This is a genomic window from Streptomyces sp. NPDC058295, from assembly GCF_042880655.1.
GTDB classification, from domain to species: domain Bacteria; phylum Actinomycetota; class Actinomycetes; order Streptomycetales; family Streptomycetaceae; genus Streptomyces; species Streptomyces coriariae.
Window position 1 is genome coordinate 126,847 of the sequence record NZ_JBHVYO010000005.1, and the last position, 18,882, is coordinate 145,728.

General features: G+C 68.4%; 15 protein-coding genes. All 15 read left to right on the plus strand.

Features of this window, described 5'->3' with window-relative positions; translation table 11 throughout:
- Window positions 1–514 precede the first annotated feature (514 nt).
- Entirely contained in the window at window positions 515–874 is a 360-nt protein-coding gene (locus ACFVYS_RS07335; RefSeq protein WP_007383963.1) for an NADH-quinone oxidoreductase subunit A, read from the plus strand.
- A gap of 13 nt (window positions 875–887) precedes the next feature.
- Complete coding sequence (locus tag ACFVYS_RS07340) at window positions 888–1,442, plus strand: NADH-quinone oxidoreductase subunit B family protein (protein ID WP_057602796.1); 555 nt, start codon at window positions 888–890, stop codon at window positions 1,440–1,442.
- Window positions 1,439–2,203, plus strand: coding sequence for an NADH-quinone oxidoreductase subunit C (locus ACFVYS_RS07345; protein WP_389499709.1), 765 nt, complete (start codon window positions 1,439–1,441; stop codon window positions 2,201–2,203). Before ACFVYS_RS07340 ends, ACFVYS_RS07345 begins: the two co-directional genes overlap by 4 nt.
- Entirely contained in the window at window positions 2,200–3,522 is a 1,323-nt protein-coding gene (locus ACFVYS_RS07350; protein WP_389499711.1) for an NADH-quinone oxidoreductase subunit D, read from the plus strand. The genes ACFVYS_RS07345 and ACFVYS_RS07350 overlap by 4 nt, the downstream gene beginning before the upstream one ends.
- On the plus strand, window positions 3,519–4,391 hold the full coding sequence (gene nuoE, locus ACFVYS_RS07355; RefSeq protein WP_389499713.1) for an NADH-quinone oxidoreductase subunit NuoE: 873 nt from the start codon (window positions 3,519–3,521) through the stop codon (window positions 4,389–4,391). Before ACFVYS_RS07350 ends, nuoE begins: the two co-directional genes overlap by 4 nt.
- Window positions 4,388–5,740 carry an NADH-quinone oxidoreductase subunit NuoF gene (gene nuoF / locus ACFVYS_RS07360; RefSeq protein WP_389499715.1) on the plus strand — a complete coding sequence of 451 codons (1,353 nt, stop codon included), beginning with the start codon at window positions 4,388–4,390 and terminating at the stop codon, window positions 5,738–5,740. Before nuoE ends, nuoF begins: the two co-directional genes overlap by 4 nt.
- On the plus strand, window positions 5,737–8,241 hold the full coding sequence (locus tag ACFVYS_RS07365; protein ID WP_389499717.1) for an NADH-quinone oxidoreductase subunit G: 2,505 nt from the start codon (window positions 5,737–5,739) through the stop codon (window positions 8,239–8,241). Before nuoF ends, ACFVYS_RS07365 begins: the two co-directional genes overlap by 4 nt.
- The gene (gene nuoH / locus ACFVYS_RS07370; protein ID WP_389499719.1) at window positions 8,238–9,599 is read left to right on the plus strand and encodes an NADH-quinone oxidoreductase subunit NuoH; all 1,362 of its coding nucleotides are present in this window, start codon (window positions 8,238–8,240) and stop codon (window positions 9,597–9,599) included. Before ACFVYS_RS07365 ends, nuoH begins: the two co-directional genes overlap by 4 nt.
- Window positions 9,592–10,242: an NADH-quinone oxidoreductase subunit NuoI gene (gene nuoI, locus ACFVYS_RS07375; protein WP_389499721.1), complete on the plus strand. Its 651-nt coding sequence runs from the start codon at window positions 9,592–9,594 to the stop codon at window positions 10,240–10,242. Before nuoH ends, nuoI begins: the two co-directional genes overlap by 8 nt.
- The gene (locus ACFVYS_RS07380; protein WP_054238705.1) at window positions 10,239–11,081 is read left to right on the plus strand and encodes an NADH-quinone oxidoreductase subunit J; all 843 of its coding nucleotides are present in this window, start codon (window positions 10,239–10,241) and stop codon (window positions 11,079–11,081) included. Before nuoI ends, ACFVYS_RS07380 begins: the two co-directional genes overlap by 4 nt.
- Window positions 11,078–11,377 (plus strand): NADH-quinone oxidoreductase subunit NuoK, encoded by a 300-nt coding sequence (gene nuoK, locus ACFVYS_RS07385; protein ID WP_020130147.1) that lies wholly within the window; start codon window positions 11,078–11,080, stop codon window positions 11,375–11,377. Before ACFVYS_RS07380 ends, nuoK begins: the two co-directional genes overlap by 4 nt.
- 15 nt (window positions 11,378–11,392) lie before the next feature.
- Window positions 11,393–13,306: an NADH-quinone oxidoreductase subunit L gene (nuoL, locus tag ACFVYS_RS07390; protein ID WP_389499723.1), complete on the plus strand. Its 1,914-nt coding sequence runs from the start codon at window positions 11,393–11,395 to the stop codon at window positions 13,304–13,306.
- A gap of 5 nt (window positions 13,307–13,311) precedes the next feature.
- The gene (locus tag ACFVYS_RS07395) at window positions 13,312–14,883 is read left to right on the plus strand and encodes an NADH-quinone oxidoreductase subunit M (RefSeq protein ID WP_389499725.1); all 1,572 of its coding nucleotides are present in this window, start codon (window positions 13,312–13,314) and stop codon (window positions 14,881–14,883) included.
- Window positions 14,880–16,538 (plus strand): NADH-quinone oxidoreductase subunit NuoN, encoded by a 1,659-nt coding sequence (gene nuoN / locus ACFVYS_RS07400; protein ID WP_389499727.1) that lies wholly within the window; start codon window positions 14,880–14,882, stop codon window positions 16,536–16,538. Before ACFVYS_RS07395 ends, nuoN begins: the two co-directional genes overlap by 4 nt.
- Before the next feature lie 224 nt (window positions 16,539–16,762).
- Window positions 16,763–18,796, plus strand: a complete 2,034-nt coding sequence (gene recQ, locus ACFVYS_RS07405; protein ID WP_389499921.1) for a DNA helicase RecQ — start codon at window positions 16,763–16,765, stop codon at window positions 18,794–18,796.
- The last annotated feature ends 86 nt before the right edge of the window (window positions 18,797–18,882 follow it).

Consider the following 18,882-nt stretch of genomic DNA (forward strand, 5'->3'; position numbering starts at 1 on the left):
GGTGCCCCTCACGGATGTGGCGGAGGTCACGGAACGGTTACCGCAGCGGCCGCGTCTCGCGCGTCCGGCACGGCCGCCTCCACTTGTGAACGCGTACACACGTCCACACCCCGGCCCCGCCTCCCCCTGATGTGTGAATGCGCGCCTCTATCAGGGCCCTGCGTCCACCACCAATTTGCATGCAAGGGAAGCCTCTTGATATGGAGACGACCCGCGATTCCTGTGGTGACGAGCGCAAATGTCACTTCTTGTGATCACTCTGACGCTTCACGTATGAAGATCACCGTCGATATGACTTCATGATCCTTCGTCAGGTGGTGGAGATCACAAAGCTTGTGTAATACCCCGTGTCGCAGATCACAGAGCGGCGGGCATAAGATGCGAGGCAGTTGGGCTTGTGACCTGCTTCACATGTTCGCGATCTTCGCCGGGACGGGCGGGGTTCGGGTGCCTGGGGCCGCAGAGTCCGACGTCATCGCCAGCAGTCAGTGCCGACTGAGAGGAGCGAGGAGCGGTGAACGCGTATGCGCCCATCCTCGTACTGGGAGCCCTCGGGGCAGGCTTTGCGATCTTCTCCGTGGTCATGGCCACGCTGATCGGGCCGAAGCGGTACAACCGCGCCAAGCTCGAGGCCTACGAGTGCGGTATCGAGCCGACCCCCACGCCGGCCGGCGGCGGGCGCTTCCCCATCAAGTACTACCTGACGGCGATGCTCTTCATCGTCTTCGACATCGAGATCGTCTTCCTCTACCCCTGGGCCGTCACCTTCGACGCCCTGGGTGTTTTCGGGCTCGTGGAGATGTTGCTCTTCGTGCTCACCGTCTTCGTCGCGTACGCGTACGTATGGCGGCGCGGCGGCCTGGAATGGGACTGAGGGGCCTTTAGCCATGGGACTCGAAGAAAAGCTGCCGAGCGGATTCCTGCTGACCACCGTCGAGCAGGCCGCGGGCTGGGTGCGCAAGGCGTCCGTCTTCCCCGCCACGTTCGGCCTCGCCTGCTGCGCCATCGAGATGATGACCACCGGCGCCGGCCGCTACGACCTGGCGCGCTTCGGTATGGAGGTCTTCCGGGGTTCGCCCCGCCAGGCGGACCTGATGATCGTCGCGGGCCGGGTGAGCCAGAAGATGGCGCCGGTGCTCCGGCAGGTCTACGACCAGATGCCGAACCCCAAGTGGGTCATCTCCATGGGCGTGTGCGCCTCCTCCGGCGGCATGTTCAACAACTACGCGATCGTCCAGGGCGTCGACCACATCGTGCCGGTCGACATCTACCTCCCGGGTTGCCCGCCGCGCCCCGAGATGCTGATGGACGCGATCCTCAAGCTCCACCACAAGATCCAGAACAGCAAGCTCGGCGTGAACGCCGAGGAGGCGGCCCGCGAGGCGGAGGAAGCGGCGCTCAAGGCCCTGCCCATGATCGAGATGAAGGGGCTGCTGCGGTGAGCGACGCAAACGGCACCCACGGCGCGAACGGCCCCTCGAACGGGGTGAACCCCGAGAAGGATCTTTCCGCCTCCAACCTGCCAGGTCAGCGCGGCCAGGGCGGCGAGGAGGTCCGCGTCCAGCGCGGCATGTTCGGCGCCAACAACGGCGGCGACACCTCCGGATACGGCGGCCTGGTCCGCTCCGTCCGGCTTCCGGGAGCGGCGACCCGGCCCTACGGCGGCTGGTTCGACGAGGTCGCCGACGAACTCGAGGGCGCACTGGAGGAGCAGGGTCTGCTCCCCGCCAACGCGATCGAGAAGACGGTCGTCGACCGCGACGAGCTCACGTTCCACATCGAGCGCGAGCACCTGCTCCGTGTGGCCCGCACCCTGCGCGACGACCCGGCCCTGCGCTTCGAGCTCTGTACCGGGGTCAGCGCAGTGCACTACCCGAACGACAAGGGGCGCGAGCTGCACGCCGTCTACCACCTGCGCTCGATCACCCACAACCGGTTGATCCGCCTGGAGGTCAGCGCCCCGGACGAGGACCCGCACATCCCGTCGCTGGTCTCCGTGTATCCCACGAACGACTGGCACGAACGCGAGACCTACGACTTCTTCGGGATCGTCTTCGACGGTCACCCGGCCCTGACGCGGATCATGATGCCGGACGACTGGCAGGGCCACCCGCAGCGCAAGGACTACCCCCTCGGCGGCATCCCCGTCGAGTACAAGGGCGCCCAGATCCCGGCTCCGGACCAGCGGAGGTCGTACTCATGAGCACGCAGTCAGCATCCGCCCGTGAGACCACCGAGGGCACCGTATACACGGTCACCGGTGGCGACTGGGACGAGGTCGTCCAGTCCGCGAACCGCGCCGACGACGAGCGCATCATCGTCAACATGGGTCCCCAGCACCCCTCCACTCACGGGGTGCTCCGCCTGATCCTGGAGATCGAGGGCGAGACGGTCACCGAGGCCCGCTGCGGCATCGGCTACCTCCACACCGGTATCGAGAAGAACCTCGAGTACCGCACGTGGACCCAGGGCACCACGTTCGTGACGCGCATGGACTACCTGACGTCCTTCTTCAACGAGACCGCCTACTGTCTCGCCGTCGAGAAGCTCCTCGGTATCGAGGACCAGATCACCGAGCGAGCCAAGATCATCCGGGTGCTCCTGATGGAGCTGAACCGGATGTCCTCCCACCTGGTGTGCATCGCCACCGGTGGCATGGAGCTCGGTGCCACCACGATCATGATCTACGGATTCCGTGATCGTGAAATGATTCTCGACATCTACGAGCTCATCACGGGCCTGCGGATGAACCACGCGTACATCCGCCCCGGCGGACTCGCCCAGGACCTGCCGCCCGGCGCGGTGGACCAGATCCGCGAGTTCGTGAAGAAGATGAAGAAGAACCTCCCCGAGTACGACAAGCTCGCCACCGGGAACCCCATCTTCAAGGCCCGTATGCAGGACGTCGGATATCTCGACCTGGCCGGCTGCATGGCCCTCGGCGCCACCGGCCCGATCCTGCGGTCCACCGGCCTCCCGCACGACCTGCGCAAGGCGCAGCCGTACTGCGACTACGAGACATACGACTTCGATGTCCCGACCGCGGACTCCTGCGACTCCTACGGCCGCTTCCTGGTCCGCCTGGAGGAGATGCGCCAGTCGCTCCGGATCGTCGAGCAGTGCCTGGACCGGCTCCAGCCCGGCCCCGTCATGGTCGCCGACCGGAAGATCGCCTGGCCCGCCCAGCTCGCCCTGGGCCCCGACGGTCTGGGCAACTCCCTGGACCACATCAAGAAGATCATGGGCACCTCCATGGAGGCCCTGATCCACCACTTCAAGCTGGTGACCGAGGGCTTCCGCGTCCCGCCGGGACAGGCGTACGCGGCCGTCGAGTCACCCAAGGGCGAACTAGGGGTGCACGCCGTCTCCGACGGAGGCACCCGCCCGTACCGGGTCCACTTCCGGGACCCGTCCTTCACCAACCTTCAGGCCATGGCAGCGATGTGCGAGGGCGGCCAGGTCGCCGACGTCATCGTCGCCGTCGCCTCCATCGACCCCGTTATGGGAGGCGTCGACCGGTGACCACCTCTTCTTCCGAGCGGGGCGTCAGCCTGGGTATGCCCGAACTGCCCGCGCCCGCCTACCCGGACGACGTCCGGGCCCGGCTGGAGGCGGATGCGCGCGAGATCATCGCCCGCTATCCCGACTCCAGGTCCGCGCTCCTGCCGTTGCTGCATCTCGTGCAGTCGGAGGAGGGACACGTCACGCGCACCGGGATGCAGTTCTGCGCGGACGTGCTGAAACTGACCACGGCCGAGGTCACCGCGGTCGCCACCTTCTACACGATGTACCGGCGCCGCCCCAGCGGCGACTACCAGGTGGGCGTCTGCACCAACACGCTGTGCGCGGTGATGGGCGGCGACGCGATCTTCGAACAGCTCCAGGAGCACCTGGGCATCGGCAACGGCGAGACCACCGACGACGGCAAGATCACCCTGGAGCACATCGAGTGCAACGCGGCCTGTGACTTCGCGCCGGTCGTGATGGTCAACTGGGAGTTCTTCGACAACCAGACCGTGCAGAGCGCGAAGCGCCTGGTGGACGACCTGCGGATCGGTCACACCGTCTCGCCGACGCGCGGTGCGCCACTGTGCACCTTCAAGGAGACCGCCCGGATCCTGGCGGGCTTCCCCGACGAGCGGGACGGGGCCGTCGAGGCGAGCGGCAGCGCGGGACCGGCGTCGCTGGTGGGTCTTCGCCTGGCAAGGGGAGAGACCGCACCCGCGCGTGTGGTCCACCCGCGGGACGGCGGGCCGCACGACGAACCGCAGGACCGGGCGGAGCACGAGCCGTCGCCCGCGGAGCACCGGAGTTCGCACGACGCGCCACAGGACACGTCGGCATCCGACCCGGCTCACCCGGCAGGGCCTACCGCCGAGGAGGGGGAGTGATGACCTTGGCACCCGAGTTGAAAGGCAGCAGCCCCGAGAAGCTGCTCGCACCCGTGCTGTCGGCCTTCTGGGACGAGGACCGGTCCTGGAGTCTGGATGTCTACCGAAGGCACGAAGGGTACGAGGGCCTCCGCAAGGCGCTCGCCATGTCACCGGACGACCTGATCGCGTACGTCAAGGACTCCGGTCTGCGAGGGCGGGGCGGCGCGGGATTCCCGACGGGAATGAAATGGCAGTTCATTCCGCAGGGTGATGGAAAGCCGCACTATCTAGTTGTCAACGCCGACGAATCGGAGCCCGGGACCTGCAAGGACATCCCGCTCCTCTTCGCGAACCCGCATAGCCTCATCGAGGGCATTGTGATCGCGTGTTATGCCATCAGGTCGTCTCATGCCTTCATCTATCTGCGGGGCGAAGTCGTTCCCGTTCTGCGGCGGTTGCACGAGGCCGTGCGCGAGGCCTACGCGGCGGGCTACCTCGGCGAGAACATCCTGGGCAGCGGACTCGACCTCGAACTCACCGTGCACGCCGGCGCCGGCGCGTACATCTGCGGTGAGGAGACCGCGCTGCTCGACTCGCTCGAAGGCCGCCGTGGTCAACCGCGGCTGCGCCCTCCTTTCCCTGCTGTCGCGGGCCTCTATGCGTGCCCGACTGTGGTGAATAACGTCGAATCGATCGCGTCAGTTCCCGCGATTCTGCAGAACGGCAAAGAATGGTTCAGGTCGATGGGGAGCGAGAAGTCCCCGGGCTTCACGCTCTACTCGCTCAGCGGCCATGTCGCCGGCCCCGGCCAGTACGAGGCCCCGCTCGGCATCACGCTCCGCCAGCTCCTCGAGATGAGCGGCGGCATGCGACCCGGGCACCGGCTCAAGTTCTGGACACCGGGCGGCTCCTCGACGCCGATGTTCACCGAGGAGCACCTCGACGTCCCTCTTGACTACGAAGGAGTGGGTGCCGCGGGTTCCATGCTCGGCACCAAAGCTCTCCAGTGTTTCGACGAGACGACCTGCGTCGTGCGGGCCGTCACCCGGTGGACCGAGTTCTACGCCCACGAGTCCTGCGGCAAGTGCACCCCGTGCCGTGAAGGAACGTACTGGCTCGTGCAGCTGCTGCGGGACATCGAGGCCGGCAAGGGAGCCCTCACCGACCTCGACAAGCTCAACGACATCGCCGACAACATCAACGGCAAGTCCTTCTGCGCCCTCGGCGACGGCGCAGCCTCGCCGATCTTCTCCTCGCTCAAGTACTTCCGCGAGGAATACGAGCAGCACATCACGGGCCGCGGCTGCCCCTTCGACCCGGCCAAGTCGACGGTCTGGGCCGACAAGCACACGGAGGTGAACGCATGACGGTGACCACCAGCGCTCCCTCCGGAGGCGGCGAGGCGGCGGTCCCGCCGGAAGATCTCGTGACGCTGACGATCGACGGCGCCGAGATCAGCGTGCCCAAGGGCACCCTGGTCATCCGGGCCGCCGAGCAACTCGGCATCGAGATCCCGCGCTTCTGCGACCATCCCCTCCTCGATCCCGTCGGCGCGTGCCGGCAGTGCATCGTCGAGGTCGAGGGCCAGCGCAAGCCGATGGCGTCCTGCACGATCACGTGTACCGACGGCATGGTGGTGAAGACCCAGCTCAGCTCGCCGGTGGCCGAGAAGGCACAGCACGGTGTGATGGAGCTGCTCCTCATCAACCACCCGCTGGACTGCCCGGTCTGCGACAAGGGCGGCGAGTGCCCTCTCCAGAACCAGGCCGTGTCGCACGGCCAGGCCGAGTCCCGCTTCGAGGGCAGGAAACGGACGTACGAGAAGCCCCTGCCGATCTCCACACAGGTGCTGCTCGACCGTGAGCGATGCGTGCTGTGCGCGCGCTGCACCCGGTTCTCCAACCAGGTGGCGGGCGACCCGATGATCGAGCTGATCGAGCGGGGCGCGCTCCAGCAGGTCGGCACCGGCGAGGGCGACCCCTTCGAGTCGTACTTCTCCGGCAACACCATCCAGATCTGCCCGGTCGGCGCGCTGACCTCGGCGGCGTACCGATTCCGCTCCCGGCCCTTCGACCTGGTCTCCTCACCGTCGGTCTGCGAGCACTGCTCCGGCGGCTGCGCCACGCGCACCGACCACCGGCGTGGCAAGGTCATGCGGCGCCTGGCCGCCAACGACCCCGAGGTCAACGAGGAGTGGATCTGCGACAAGGGGCGGTTCGCGTTCCGGTACCCCCAGCAGCGGGACCGGCTCGAAACGCCTCTGGTGCGCGACGCCGAGGGAGACCTCGTACCGGCTTCCTGGCCGGAGGCGTTGCAGATCGCGGCCCAGGGCCTGCTGGCGTCGCGTGGCAGGACCGGGGTCCTGACCGGCGGCCGCCTCACCATCGAGGACGCCTACGCGTACAGCAAGTTCACGCGCGTGGCGCTCGACACCAACGACATCGACTTCCGCGCGCGCGTGCACAGCAGCGAGGAGGCCGACTTCCTGGCCGCCCACATCGCCGGCCGGGGCCGTGACCTCGACGGTACGGGCGTCACGTACACCTTCCTGGAGAAGGCGCCCGCTGTCCTGCTGGTCGGGTTCGAGTCGGAGGAGGAGGCGCCCGGCGTCTTCCTGAGGCTGCGCAAGGCCTGGCGCAAGCACGGGCAGCGGGTGTTCTCGCTGGCCACACACGTCACCCGGGGCCTGGAGAAGGCTGGCGGCACGCTGCTGTCGGCCGCCCCGGGCACCGAGACCGAATGGCTGGACGCGCTCGCGGGCGGCGTCGGCCTGGAGGACGCGGGCGGCAAGGCGGCCGAGGCGCTGCGGGCCGAAGGCGCGGTGATCGTCGTCGGCGAGCGGCTGGCCGGAGTGGCCGGCGGCCTCACCGCCGCCGTACGGGCCGCCGCGGCGACCGGCGCCCGACTGGTGTGGATCCCACGCCGGGCGGGCGAGCGAGGCGCGATCGAGGCGGGCGCCCTGCCGTCGCTGCTTCCGGGCGGCCGTCCGGCCACCGACCCACGCGCGCGTGAGGAGGTCGCCGCGGCCTGGGGCCTCGCCGACCTTCCGCACCGCTTCGGCCGGGACACCGGACAGATCATCGAGGCCGCCGCGTCCGGCGAACTTCAGGCGCTGCTCGTCGCGGGCGTCGAGATCGCGGACCTGCCCGACCCGGCACGCGCGCGTGCGGCACTTGCCGAGGCGGGCTTCGTCGTGTCGCTGGAGCTGCGGCCCGGCGAGGTCACCGAGCACGCCGATGTCGTCCTCCCGGTGGCCGCGGTCGCCGAGAAGGCCGGCGCCTTCCTGAACTGGGAAGGCCGGGTCCGTTTCTTCGAGGCGGCACTGAAGCCCGACCAGATGACACGCCGACCGGCGCCCGCCGACGCGCGCGTGCTCCAGATGCTCGCCGACGCCATGGACGTCCACCTCGGCCTGCCGGATCTGCGCACCGCGCGTGCGGAGCTCGACCGGCTCGGCGCGTGGGACGGGCCTCGGGCCTCCGAGTCCCTGGAGACCGCCGCCCAGCTGCCGCGCCCCGCCGCGGGGGAGGCCGTCCTCGCCGGACACCGCCTGCTGCTCGACCAGGGTGTCCTCCAGCAGGGGGACGAGGCGCTCGCCGGGACGCGGCACGCCGCACGCGCGCGTGTGTCGCCCGCCACGGCCGCCGAAGTGGGCGTCAAGGACGGCGACGTCCTCGCCGTGACCGGGCCCGCGGGGTCGGTCGAACTCCCGCTGCTGATCACGCAGATGCCCGATCGGGTGGTCTGGCTCCCGCTGAACTCCACGGGCGCAGGCGTCGCCTCCGACTCCGGGGCGACCCCCGGCGCCCTTGTCCGCATCGGCCCGGCGACGCTCCTCGCCGACGCCCCCGAGGAGGTGGAGGCATGATCCCGTACCTCGCCGCTGAAGACCTGTCGATGTTCGGCCGCGACCCCTGGTGGCTGGTCGTCGTCAAGGCCGTCTTCTGCTTCGCCTTCCTGATGGTGACCGTGCTGTTCTCCATCGTCTGGGAGCGCAAGGTCGTCGCCTGGATGCAGCTGCGCGTCGGACCCAACCGGCACGGCCCCTGGGGCATGCTCCAGTCCCTCGCCGACGGCATCAAGCTGATGCTGAAGGAAGACCTCATCGTCAAGCGCGCGGACACGGCGGTGTACATCCTCGCGCCGATCATCGCGGCCATCCCGGCCTTCATGGCGATCGCGGTGATCCCCTTCGGTCCGGCCGGCAACGAGGTCTCGATCTTCGGCCAGCGCACCACGATGCAGCTGACCGACCTGCCGATCGCGATGCTCTACATCCTCGCGGTCGCCTCGATCGGCATCTACGGGATCGTGCTGGCGGGCTGGAGTTCCGGCTCCACCTACCCGCTGCTGGGCGGACTGCGGTCCTGCGCGCAGATGATCTCCTACGAGATCGCGATGGGCGCCGCGTTCGCCTCGGTGTTCCTCTACTCGGGGTCCATGTCGACGTCGACGATCGTCGAGCAGCAGCAGGACCGCTGGTACATCCTGCTGCTGCCGGTCTCCTTCATCCTCTACATCGTCACGATGGTCGGCGAGACCAACCGCGCCCCCTTCGACATGCCGGAGTCCGAGGGCGACCTGGTCGGCGGCTTCAACACCGAGTACTCGTCGATCAAGTTCGCGCTGTTCATGCTCGCCGAGTACGTGAACATGGTGACGGTCTCCGCGGTGGCGACCACGCTCTTCCTCGGCGGCTGGCGGGCTCCCTGGCCGATCAGCACCTTCTGGGAGGGCGCGAACCACGGCTGGTGGCCGATGCTCTGGTTCGTCGTCAAGGTGCAGCTGCTGTTGTTCTTCTTCATCTGGCTGCGCGGCACGCTTCCCCGTGTCCGCTACGACCAGCTGATGAAGCTCGGCTGGAAGGTCCTGATCCCCGTCTCGGTGACGTGGCTGATGCTCGTCGCGACCGTACGGACCCTGCGCAACGAGAACTACGACTTCTCCGAGATCGCTCTCTACGTCTGCGGCGGCGTCCTGACCCTGTTGCTGCTGTCCTTCATCGCGGACATGTTCCGCAACGCGGGCAAGGAGACACAGGCCCCCGCCGAGCCTGCCGGCTTCGACCCGATGGCGGGCGGATTCCCCGTACCACCACTGCCGGGGCAGGAGTTGCCGCCGGTGCCCCGACGCCGCCCCCACCAGGAGCGAGAGCTCATTGTCAGTGGTGGAGTGGACACTGTGAGTGACGGATCGCTGGATGGAAAGGAGACGTCCGATGGCTGAGGAGCCCAAGGAGGCCGGGCAGACGACGCCTGGCTTCCAGAACCCCGTGGCCGGCTTCGCCGTGACCTTCAAGGCCATGTTCAAGAAGCGGCTGACCGAGCAGTACCCGGAGGAACAGAAGACCACAGCTCCCCGGTTCCACGGACGGCACCAGCTCAACCGCCATCCGGACGGCCTGGAGAAGTGCGTCGGCTGCGAGCTGTGCGCCTGGGCCTGCCCCGCCGACGCCATCTATGTCGAGGGCGCGGACAACACCGACGAGGAGCGCTACTCCCCGGGCGAGCGGTACGGGCGGGTCTACCAGATCAACTACGCCCGCTGCATCCTGTGCGGCCTGTGCATCGAGGCATGCCCCACGCGCGCGTTGACGATGACCAACGAGTTCGAGCTCGCCGACTCCAGCCGCGCCAACCTGATCTACACCAAGGAACAACTGCTCGCCGGCCTCGAGGAGGGCATGGTCGACTCGCCCCACGCGATCTACCCGGGTACGGACGAACAGGACTACTACCGGGGTCTGGTGACGGAGGCGGCGCCCGGCACGGAACAGCAGCCGGCCGTCTCCAAGGGCGAGGCCCCGCAGGAGGCCGCCGCCACGTCCGGCACGGACGAGCCGACGTCGCAGGAGGTGGTCGGCCGATGAGCGCACAACTCGCCGCCTACTCCACCTCGACCGGCGAGGCCTTCCAGTTCTGGGTGCTCGGCACCGTCGCGGTGATCGGCGCCCTGTGCACCGTCTTCATGAAGAAGGCCGTGCACAGCGCGCTCTGCCTCGCCGGCACCATGATCGTCCTGGCGGTGTTCTACCTCGCCAACGGCGCCTACTTCCTCGGCATCGTGCAGATCGTCGTCTACACCGGCGCGATCATGATGCTGTTCCTGTTCGTGGTGATGCTCGTCGGCGTCACCGCGGCGGACTCGCTGAAGGAGACCATCAAGGGGCAGCGCTGGCTGGCCCTCGTCAGTGGCCTCGGCTTCGGCATCCTGCTGATCGCCGGCATCGGCAACGCCTCCCTGACGGAGTTCAACGGCCTCGCCGAGGCGAACGCGAACGGCAATGTGGAGGGCCTCGCCGCCCTCATCTTCACCAAGTACGTCTTCGCCTTCGAAATCACCGGCGCCCTGCTCATCACGGCCACGGTCGGGGCCATGGTGCTCACCCACCGCGAGCGCACCGAGCGGGCCAAGACCCAGCGGGAGCTGGCCGAAGAGCGTGTCCGTGAGGGCAAGCACGTACCGCCGCTTCCCGCGCCCGGTGTGTACGCGCGGCACAACGGCGTGGACATCCAGGGTCTGCTGCCCGACGGCACCCCCTCGGAGCTCACGGTCAGCAAGACGCTGCGCGACCGCGGTCAGATCCGGGACGTGTCCGCCGAGGCGCTGAACGACCTCAAGGCCCTGGAGCAGCGCGCCGAGGAGCGCCTTGAGCGGGCCGCGATCGAGCCGCCACACCTGAAGCGGACGGAGGAGGCGTCGAAGTGAACCCCGTCAACTACCTCTATCTCGCGGCCCTGTTGTTCACGATCGGTGCGACGGGCGTGCTGATCAGGCGCAACGCGATCGTCGTCTTCATGTGTATCGAGCTCATGCTCAACGCCTGCAACCTCGCGTTCGTCACCTTCTCCCGGATGCACGGCAATCTCGACGGCCAGATCATCGCCTTCTTCACGATGGTCGTCGCCGCCGCGGAGGTCGTGGTCGGACTCGCGATCATCGTGTCGCTGTTCCGTTCCCGCCACTCGGCCTCGGTCGACGACGCCAGCCTGATGAAGCTGTAAGGGGTCGGAAGAATCGTGGAGAACCTGATTGCGCTGCTGATCGCGGCGCCCCTGCTCGGAGCGGCCGTCCTTCTGGTCGGCGGCCGCCGGCTCGACGCCGTCGGCCATTGGATCGGCACGCTCCTGTCGTCCGCCTCCTTCGTGTTCGGTGTCATCCTCTTCAGCGCCCTGCTGAGCAAGGACGCCGAGGACCGGACGCTGACGCAGCACCTGTTCAGCTGGATCCCGGTCGAGGGCTTCCAGGCGGACGTCGCCTTCCGCCTCGACCAGCTGTCGATGACGTTCGTGCTGCTGATCACGGGCGTCGGCTCGCTGATCCACCTGTACTCGATCGGGTACATGGAGCACGACGAGCGGCGCCGCCGCTTCTTCGGCTATCTGAACCTGTTCCTGGCGGCGATGCTGCTGCTCGTCCTTGCCGACAACTACCTGCTGCTGTACGTCGGCTGGGAGGGCGTCGGGCTCGCGTCCTACCTGCTCATCGGCTTCTGGCAGCACAAGCCCAGTGCCGCCACCGCCGCGAAGAAGGCCTTCCTGGTCAACCGCGTCGGCGACATCGGCCTGTCGATCGCCATCATGCTGATGTTCACCACCTTCGGGACCTTCGCCTTCGGCCCGCTGCTGGGGGCGGAGGGCGAGCCCGGCGTCGCGGGTGACGCGAGCGAGGGCAAGCTGACCGCCATCGCCCTGATGCTGCTGCTCGCCGCCTGCGGCAAGTCCGCCCAGGTGCCGCTCCAGTCCTGGCTCGGGGATGCGATGGAGGGCCCGACCCCGGTCTCGGCCCTCATCCACGCGGCGACGATGGTGACGGCGGGTGTGTACCTGATCGTCCGCTCGGCGGCCATCTTCAACGGCGCCCCCGACGCGCAGCTGGTCGTCACCGTCGTCGGTGCCGTCACGCTGCTGTTCGGTGCGATCGTCGGTTGCGCGAAGGACGACATCAAGAAGGCGCTGGCCGGCTCGACCATGTCGCAGATCGGCTACATGGTGCTGGCCGCGGGCCTCGGCCCCATCGGCTATGTCTTCGCGATCATGCACCTGGTGACGCACGGCTTCTTCAAGGCCGGGCTGTTCCTCGGCGCGGGCTCCGTCATGCACGGCATGAACGACGAGGTCGACATGCGCAAGTACGGCGGCCTGCGCACGTACATGCCGATCACCTTCGTCACCTTCGGACTCGGCTACCTCGCGATCATCGGCTTCCCGGGCCTGTCCGGCTTCTTCTCCAAGGACAAGATCATCGAGGCGGCGTTCGCCAAGGGCGGCACCGAGGGCTGGATCCTCGGCGGCTGCGCCCTGCTCGGCGCGGCCATCACCGCGTACTACATGACGCGCGTGATGCTGATGACGTTCTTCGGCGAGAAGCGCTGGCAGCCCGACGCGGACGGCCACGAGCCGCACCCGCACGAGTCCCCGAAGTCCATGACGATCCCGATGATCGTGCTGGCGTTCGGATCGGTCTTCGCCGGTGGGTTCTTCAGCATCGGCGACCGCTTCCTGCACTGGCTGGAGCCTGTCACGGGCCACAGCCACGGCGACTCCCCGGTCAGCGCCCTGACGGTCACCCTCGCGACCATGGTGGTCCTCGTCATCGGCGTGGCGATCGCCTATGCCCAGTACGGCCGCCGCCCCGTCCCGGTCGTCGCCCCGCGCGGGTCGCTGCTCACCCGGGCCGCGCGGCGCGACCTCCTCCAGGACGACTTCAACCACGTCGTCCTGGTCCGCGGCGGCGAGCACCTCACGCGCTCCCTGGTCTACGTCGACCACACCCTGGTCGACGGAGTCGTCAACGGCACGGCGGCCTCGGTCGGCGGCCTCTCCGGGCGCCTGCGCCGGCTCCAGAACGGCTTCGCGCGGTCGTACGCGGTCTCGATGTTCGGCGGTGCGGCGGTCCTCATCGCCGCGACCCTGCTGATGAGGGCGGTCTGATACCGATGTCCTTTCCTCTGCTGACAGCGACGGCGGCGCTCCCGGCGATCGGGGCGGTCGTCACGGCCGCCGTACCGGCTGCCCGGCGCAACGCCGCCAAATCGCTGGCCCTGGTGTTCTCTCTGGCGACACTCGCCCTGGCGATCGTCGTCCTGGTCCGCTTCGACCCGGACGGCGGCCGCTACCAGCTCACCGAATCCCACTCCTGGATCAAGGACTTCGGGGTCAGGTACGAGCTGGGCGTGGACGGCATCGGGGTCGCGCTCGTCGCGCTCACCGCGCTGCTGATCCCGTTCATCATTCTCGCGGGCTGGCACGACGCCGACCCGCTGGAGACGGGCAACAAGCGCTGGCGGCCGACGCAGGGCTTCTTCGCCCTGATCCTGGCCGTCGAGGCGATGGTGATCATCTCCTTCGAGGCGACCGACGTCTTCCTCTTCTACATCTTCTTCGAAGCCATGCTGATCCCGATGTACTTCCTCATCGGCGGCTTCGGGGACCGGGCCCACGAGCACGGCGAGGAGGTGGCGTCCACGCAACGGTCGTACGCGGCCGTGAAGTTCCTCCTGTACAACCTGGTCGGCGGTCTGATCATGCTGGCCGCGGTGATCGGCCTCTATGTGGTCGCCGGGAACTTCTCGCTCACGGAGATCGCCGAGGCCCGCGCCAACGGAACGCTCGACATGGCGACGAACACCGAACGCTGGCTGTTCCTGGGCTTCTTCTTCGCCTTCGCCGTGAAGGCCCCCCTGTGGCCGCTGCACACCTGGCTGCCCAACGCCATGGGTGAGGCGACCACCCCGGTCGCCGTGCTCATCACGGCGGTCGTCGACAAGGTCGGCACCTTCGCGATGCTCCGGTTCTGCCTCCAGCTGTTCCCGGAGGCGAGCAAGTGGGCGACGCCCGCCATCCTCGTCCTCGCGGTGATCAGCATCATCTACGGGGCGCTGCTGGCCGTGGGCCAGCGGGACATCAAGCGGCTGGTGGCGTACGCGTCGATCTCGCACTTCGGGTTCATCATCCTGGGCATCTTCGCGATGACCAGCCAGGGTCAGTCCGGGGCGACGCTGTACATGGTCAACCACGGCATCTCGACAGCCGCCCTGATGCTGGTCGCGGGCTTCCTGATCTCCCGGCGCGGCTCGCGGCTCATCGCCGACTACGGCGGGGTGCAGAAGGTCGCCCCGGTGCTCGCCGGCACCTTCCTGATCGGCGGTCTGGCGACGCTCTCGCTACCGGGACTCGCGCCCTTCGTGAGTGAGTTCCTGGTCCTGGTCGGCACGTTCGCGCGCTACCCGGCGATCGGCATCATCGCCACCTTCGGCATCGTCCTCGCCGCGCTCTACACACTCGTCCTGTACCAGCGGACGATGACGGGGCCGGTGAAGCCCGAGGTCTCGGAGATGCCCGACCTGCGCGCGCGTGAGCTCGTGGTGGTCGCCCCGCTGATCGTGTTGTTGATCTTCCTGGGCGTCTACCCGAAGCCCGTCACGGACATCGTGAATCCGGCGGTCAAGCAGACCTTGTCCGACGTACACAAGAAGGACCCCCAGCCCGAGGTGGAGGCGGCCAAGTGAGCGCATCAGCCGTCCACAGCCTGTGGACAACGGCGGCAACCGCGGCCGAACCGATCTCGAAGATCGACACGCCGAAGATCGAGTACGGGCAATTGTCGCCCACCTTGATCGTCCTGGGCGCGGCGATCATCGGAGTGCTGGTCGAGGCCTTCGTGCCGCGCAAGCACCGCTACTACGCACAGTTGTTCGTATCCGTCGTGGCGCTGGTCGCCGCCTTCGCCGCGGTGGTCGCGCTGGCGGAGGGCGGATACGGCACCACGAAGGCACGCATCGCGGCCATGGGCGCGATCGCGGTCGACGGACCGGCCCTCTTCCTTCAGGGCACGATCCTGCTGGCCTCCCTCGTCGGCCTGTTCACGTTCGCCGAACGGCGCCTCGACCCCGAGGTGCACGGCAACCGGGTCGACTCCTTCGCCGCCCAGGCCGCCTCCGTGCCCGGCAGCGACAGTGAACAGGCCGCCGTCAAGGCCGGGTTCACGACGACCGAGGTCTTCCCGCTGCTGCTGTTCGCGGTCGCCGGCATGCTGGTCTTCCCCTCGGCCAACGACCTGCTGACCCTGTTCATCGCCCTGGAGGTCTTCTCGCTGCCGCTGTACCTCCTGTGCGCACTGGCCCGCCGCAAGCGGCTCATGTCGCAGGAGGCCGCGGTCAAGTACTTCCTCCTCGGCGCGTTCGCCTCCGCGTTCACCCTCTTCGGCATCGCCCTGCTGTACGGGTACGCGGGCTCGGTGTCGTACGGCACGATCGCGCAGGTCGTCGACGGCACCGTCCAGAACGTGAACCCGGCGCTCGCCGACACCATGGGCAACGACGCGCTGCTCCTCGTCGGCGCCGCGATGATCGTCATGGGGCTGCTGTTCAAGGTGGGCGCGGTGCCGTTCCACATGTGGACGCCCGACGTCTACCAGGGCGCGCCGACCCCGGTCACCGGCTTCATGGCCGCGGCGACCAAGGTGGCCGCCTTCGGCGCGCTGCTGCGTCTCCTCTATGTCGTCCTGCCCGGCCTGCGCTGGGACTGGCGGCCGGTCATGTGGGGCGTCGCGATCGTCACCATGCTGGGCGGCGCGATCGTCGCGATCACACAGACCGACATCAAGCGGCTGCTGGCGTACTCGTCCATCGCGCACGCCGGATTCATCCTCGCGGGTGTCATCGCGACCACTCCGGACGGCGTCTCGTCGGTTCTCTTCTACCTGGCGGCGTACTCGTTCGTGACGATCGGCGCGTTCGCGGTGGTCACCCTCGTGCGCGACGCCGGTGGCGAGGCGACCCACCTGTCCAAGTGGGCCGGGCTCGGGCGCAGGTCACCCCTGGTGGCGGCCGTGTTCGCGGTGTTCCTGCTGGCCTTCGCCGGTATCCCGCTGACCTCCGGGTTCGCAGGTAAGTTCGCCGTGTTCAAGGCGGCGGCGGAGGGCGGCGCGGCCCCGCTGGTCGTGGTCGGCGTGATCTCGTCGGCGATCGCGGCGTTCTTCTACATCCGCGTGATCGTGCTGATGTTCTTCAGCGAGCCGAAGCCCGAGGGCCCGACCGTCGCCGTTCCGTCACCGCTGACGATGACGGCGATCGCGGTCGGCGTGGCGGTCACGCTGGTGCTCGGCGTGGCGCCGCAGTACTTCCTGGACCTGGCGAACCAGGCGGGAGTCTTCGTTCGCTGAGCCGCTCCGAGCAGGTGAGCCGCCTGCGTGTGGCTTGACGGCGGGCCCGGTTCCCCAGGTGGGGACCGGGCCCGCCGGCGTCGTACAGGCGATCGAGTTCGGGGATCTTCCTCCGCCAGTCACCCGGAGTCACCGCACCGAACCTGTGGATAACTCCGGCGCTGTCAGTCCGGACCCCTATCGTGGAGGCAGTGGTCGAGAGACGACGTACGGGGGACCAGACGATGGGCGGGACGGGTGGGATCAGCGCGATGACAGCGATCACCGGGACACCGGAGCGGACCGACAGCGAGGCACTGGCCACGCTGCACCGGGTCTTCGGATACGACGCCTTCCGCGGCGAGCAGGAAGCGGTCATCGAGCACGTGGTGGCCGGCGGGGACGCGGTCGTCCTCATGCCCACCGGCGGTGGAAAATCGCTGTGCTACCAGATCCCTGCCCTGGTCAGACCGGGTACAGGCATTGTCGTCTCGCCGCTGATCGCGCTGATGCAGGACCAGGTGGACGCGCTGCGTGCCCTCGGCGTGAACGCCGGGTTCATGAACTCCACGCAGGACTTCGACGAGCGGCGTGTGGTCGAGGCGGAGTTCCTGGCCGGCGAGCTGGACCTGCTCTACCTGGCGCCGGAGCGACTGCGCCTGGACTCCACCCTGAACCTCCTTTCCCGCGGCAAGATCGCGGTCTTCGCGATCGACGAGGCGCACTGTGTCTCCCAGTGGGGCCACGACTTCCGCCCCGATTACCTGTCCCTCTCGCTGCTCGGCGAGCGCTGGCCGGACGTCCCGCGGCTCGCCCTCACGGCGACGGCCACCCGCGCGACGCACGAGGAGATCACCCAGCGGCTGAACATGCCGTCGGCCCGGCACTTCGTGGCGAGCTTCGACCGGCCCAACATCCAGTACCGGATCGTGCCGAAGGCCGACCCGAAGAAGCAGCTGCTGAGCTTCCTGCGCGAGGAGCACGCGGGCGACGCGGGCATCGTGTACTGCCTCTCGCGCAACTCCGTCGAGAAGACGGCCGAGTTCCTCTCCCGCAACGGCGTCGAGGCGGTGCCCTACCACGCGGGTCTGGACGCGGGCACGCGCGCGGCGCACCAGTCCCGGTTCCTGCGGGAGGACGGCCTGGTCGTGTGCGCGACCATCGCCTTCGGCATGGGCATCGACAAGCCGGACGTACGATTCGTCGCCCACCTCGACCTGCCCAAGTCGATCGAGGGCTACTACCAGGAGACGGGGCGTGGCGGCCGTGACGGACTGCCCTCCACCGCATGGATGGCGTACGGCCTCAACGACGTCATACAGCAGCGCAAGCTGATCCAGTCCGGTGAGGGTGACGAGGCCTTCCGTCGGCGGGCCGCCGCGCACCTGGACTCGATGCTGGGGCTGTGCGAGACCGTCCAGTGCCGCCGCGGACAGCTCCTCGCCTACTTCGGCCAGGAACCGGAGCCGGCGGGCTGCGGCAACTGTGACACCTGCCTCACACCCCCGGAGACCTGGGACGGCACCGTCGCGGCCCAGAAGGTGCTGTCGACCGTGGTGCGGCTCCAGCGGGAGCGCGGGCAGAAGTTCGGCGCGGTGCAGATCGTCGACATCCTGACGGGCAAGCGCTCGGCCAAGGTGATCCAGTTCGACCATGACCAGCTGTCGGTGTTCGGCATCGGAGAGGACCTCTCCGAGGGTGAATGGCGGGGCGTCGTGCGGCAGTTGCTGGCGCAGGGGCTGCTCGCGGTCGAGGGCGAGTACGGCACGCTGGTGCTGACGGAGGCCAGCGGGTCGGTGCTCCGCCGCGAGCGGGACGTGCCGTTGCGCAAGGAGCCGAAGAAGTCGGCGACGTCGAAGGCGTCGGGCTCTTCCTCCTCCGGCAGGAGCAAGTCCAAGGCCGCCGTGGCCGAGCTGCCGGAGGAACTGGTGCCGGCCTTCGAGGCCCTGCGGGCCTGGCGTGCCGAGCAGGCCCGTGAGCAGGGCGTCCCGGCGTACGTCATCTTCCACGACGCCACGCTCCGGGAGATCGCCACGGCCTGGCCGACCTCGGCGCAGCAGCTCGGCGGCATCAGCGGGGTCGGCGAGAAGAAGCTGGTGACGTACGGGGAGGGCGTGATCGCGGTGCTGGCCGCACTGGGCGGGGCGCCGGGCACCGCCGCTTCGGGGCCCGCCGAGAGCCCGGCTCCTGCCACCGCTCGGGGTGCCGCCACGGATCCGGGTGGTGCGGACTACTGGCCCGAGATGGACCAGGAGCCGGAGCCCGAGGACTGGATGTAGGGGACTGGATTCACTAGGGCGCCGGGGGCTGGGCGAGGGCGCCCCTGGAAGTCGGCCGGGGGCGGCACGGAAGCGGCGCGTGAGCT

Excerpts from the sequence above, each read along its gene's own strand:
- ACFVYS_RS07340 (WP_057602796.1), top strand. The coding sequence starts at position 888 with ATGGGACTCGAAGAAAAGCTGCCGAGCGGATTCCTGCTGACCACCGTC.
- ACFVYS_RS07350 (WP_389499711.1), top strand. The coding sequence starts at position 2,200 with ATGAGCACGCAGTCAGCATCCGCCCGTGAGACCACCGAGGGCACCGTA.
- ACFVYS_RS07365 (WP_389499717.1), top strand. The coding sequence starts at position 5,737 with ATGACGGTGACCACCAGCGCTCCCTCCGGAGGCGGCGAGGCGGCGGTC.
- nuoH (WP_389499719.1), top strand. The coding sequence starts at position 8,238 with ATGATCCCGTACCTCGCCGCTGAAGACCTGTCGATGTTCGGCCGCGAC.
- nuoI (WP_389499721.1), top strand. The coding sequence starts at position 9,592 with ATGGCTGAGGAGCCCAAGGAGGCCGGGCAGACGACGCCTGGCTTCCAG.
- ACFVYS_RS07380 (WP_054238705.1), top strand. The coding sequence starts at position 10,239 with ATGAGCGCACAACTCGCCGCCTACTCCACCTCGACCGGCGAGGCCTTC.
- ACFVYS_RS07395 (WP_389499725.1), top strand. The coding sequence starts at position 13,312 with ATGTCCTTTCCTCTGCTGACAGCGACGGCGGCGCTCCCGGCGATCGGG.
- recQ (WP_389499921.1), top strand. The coding sequence starts at position 16,763 with ATGGGCGGGACGGGTGGGATCAGCGCGATGACAGCGATCACCGGGACA.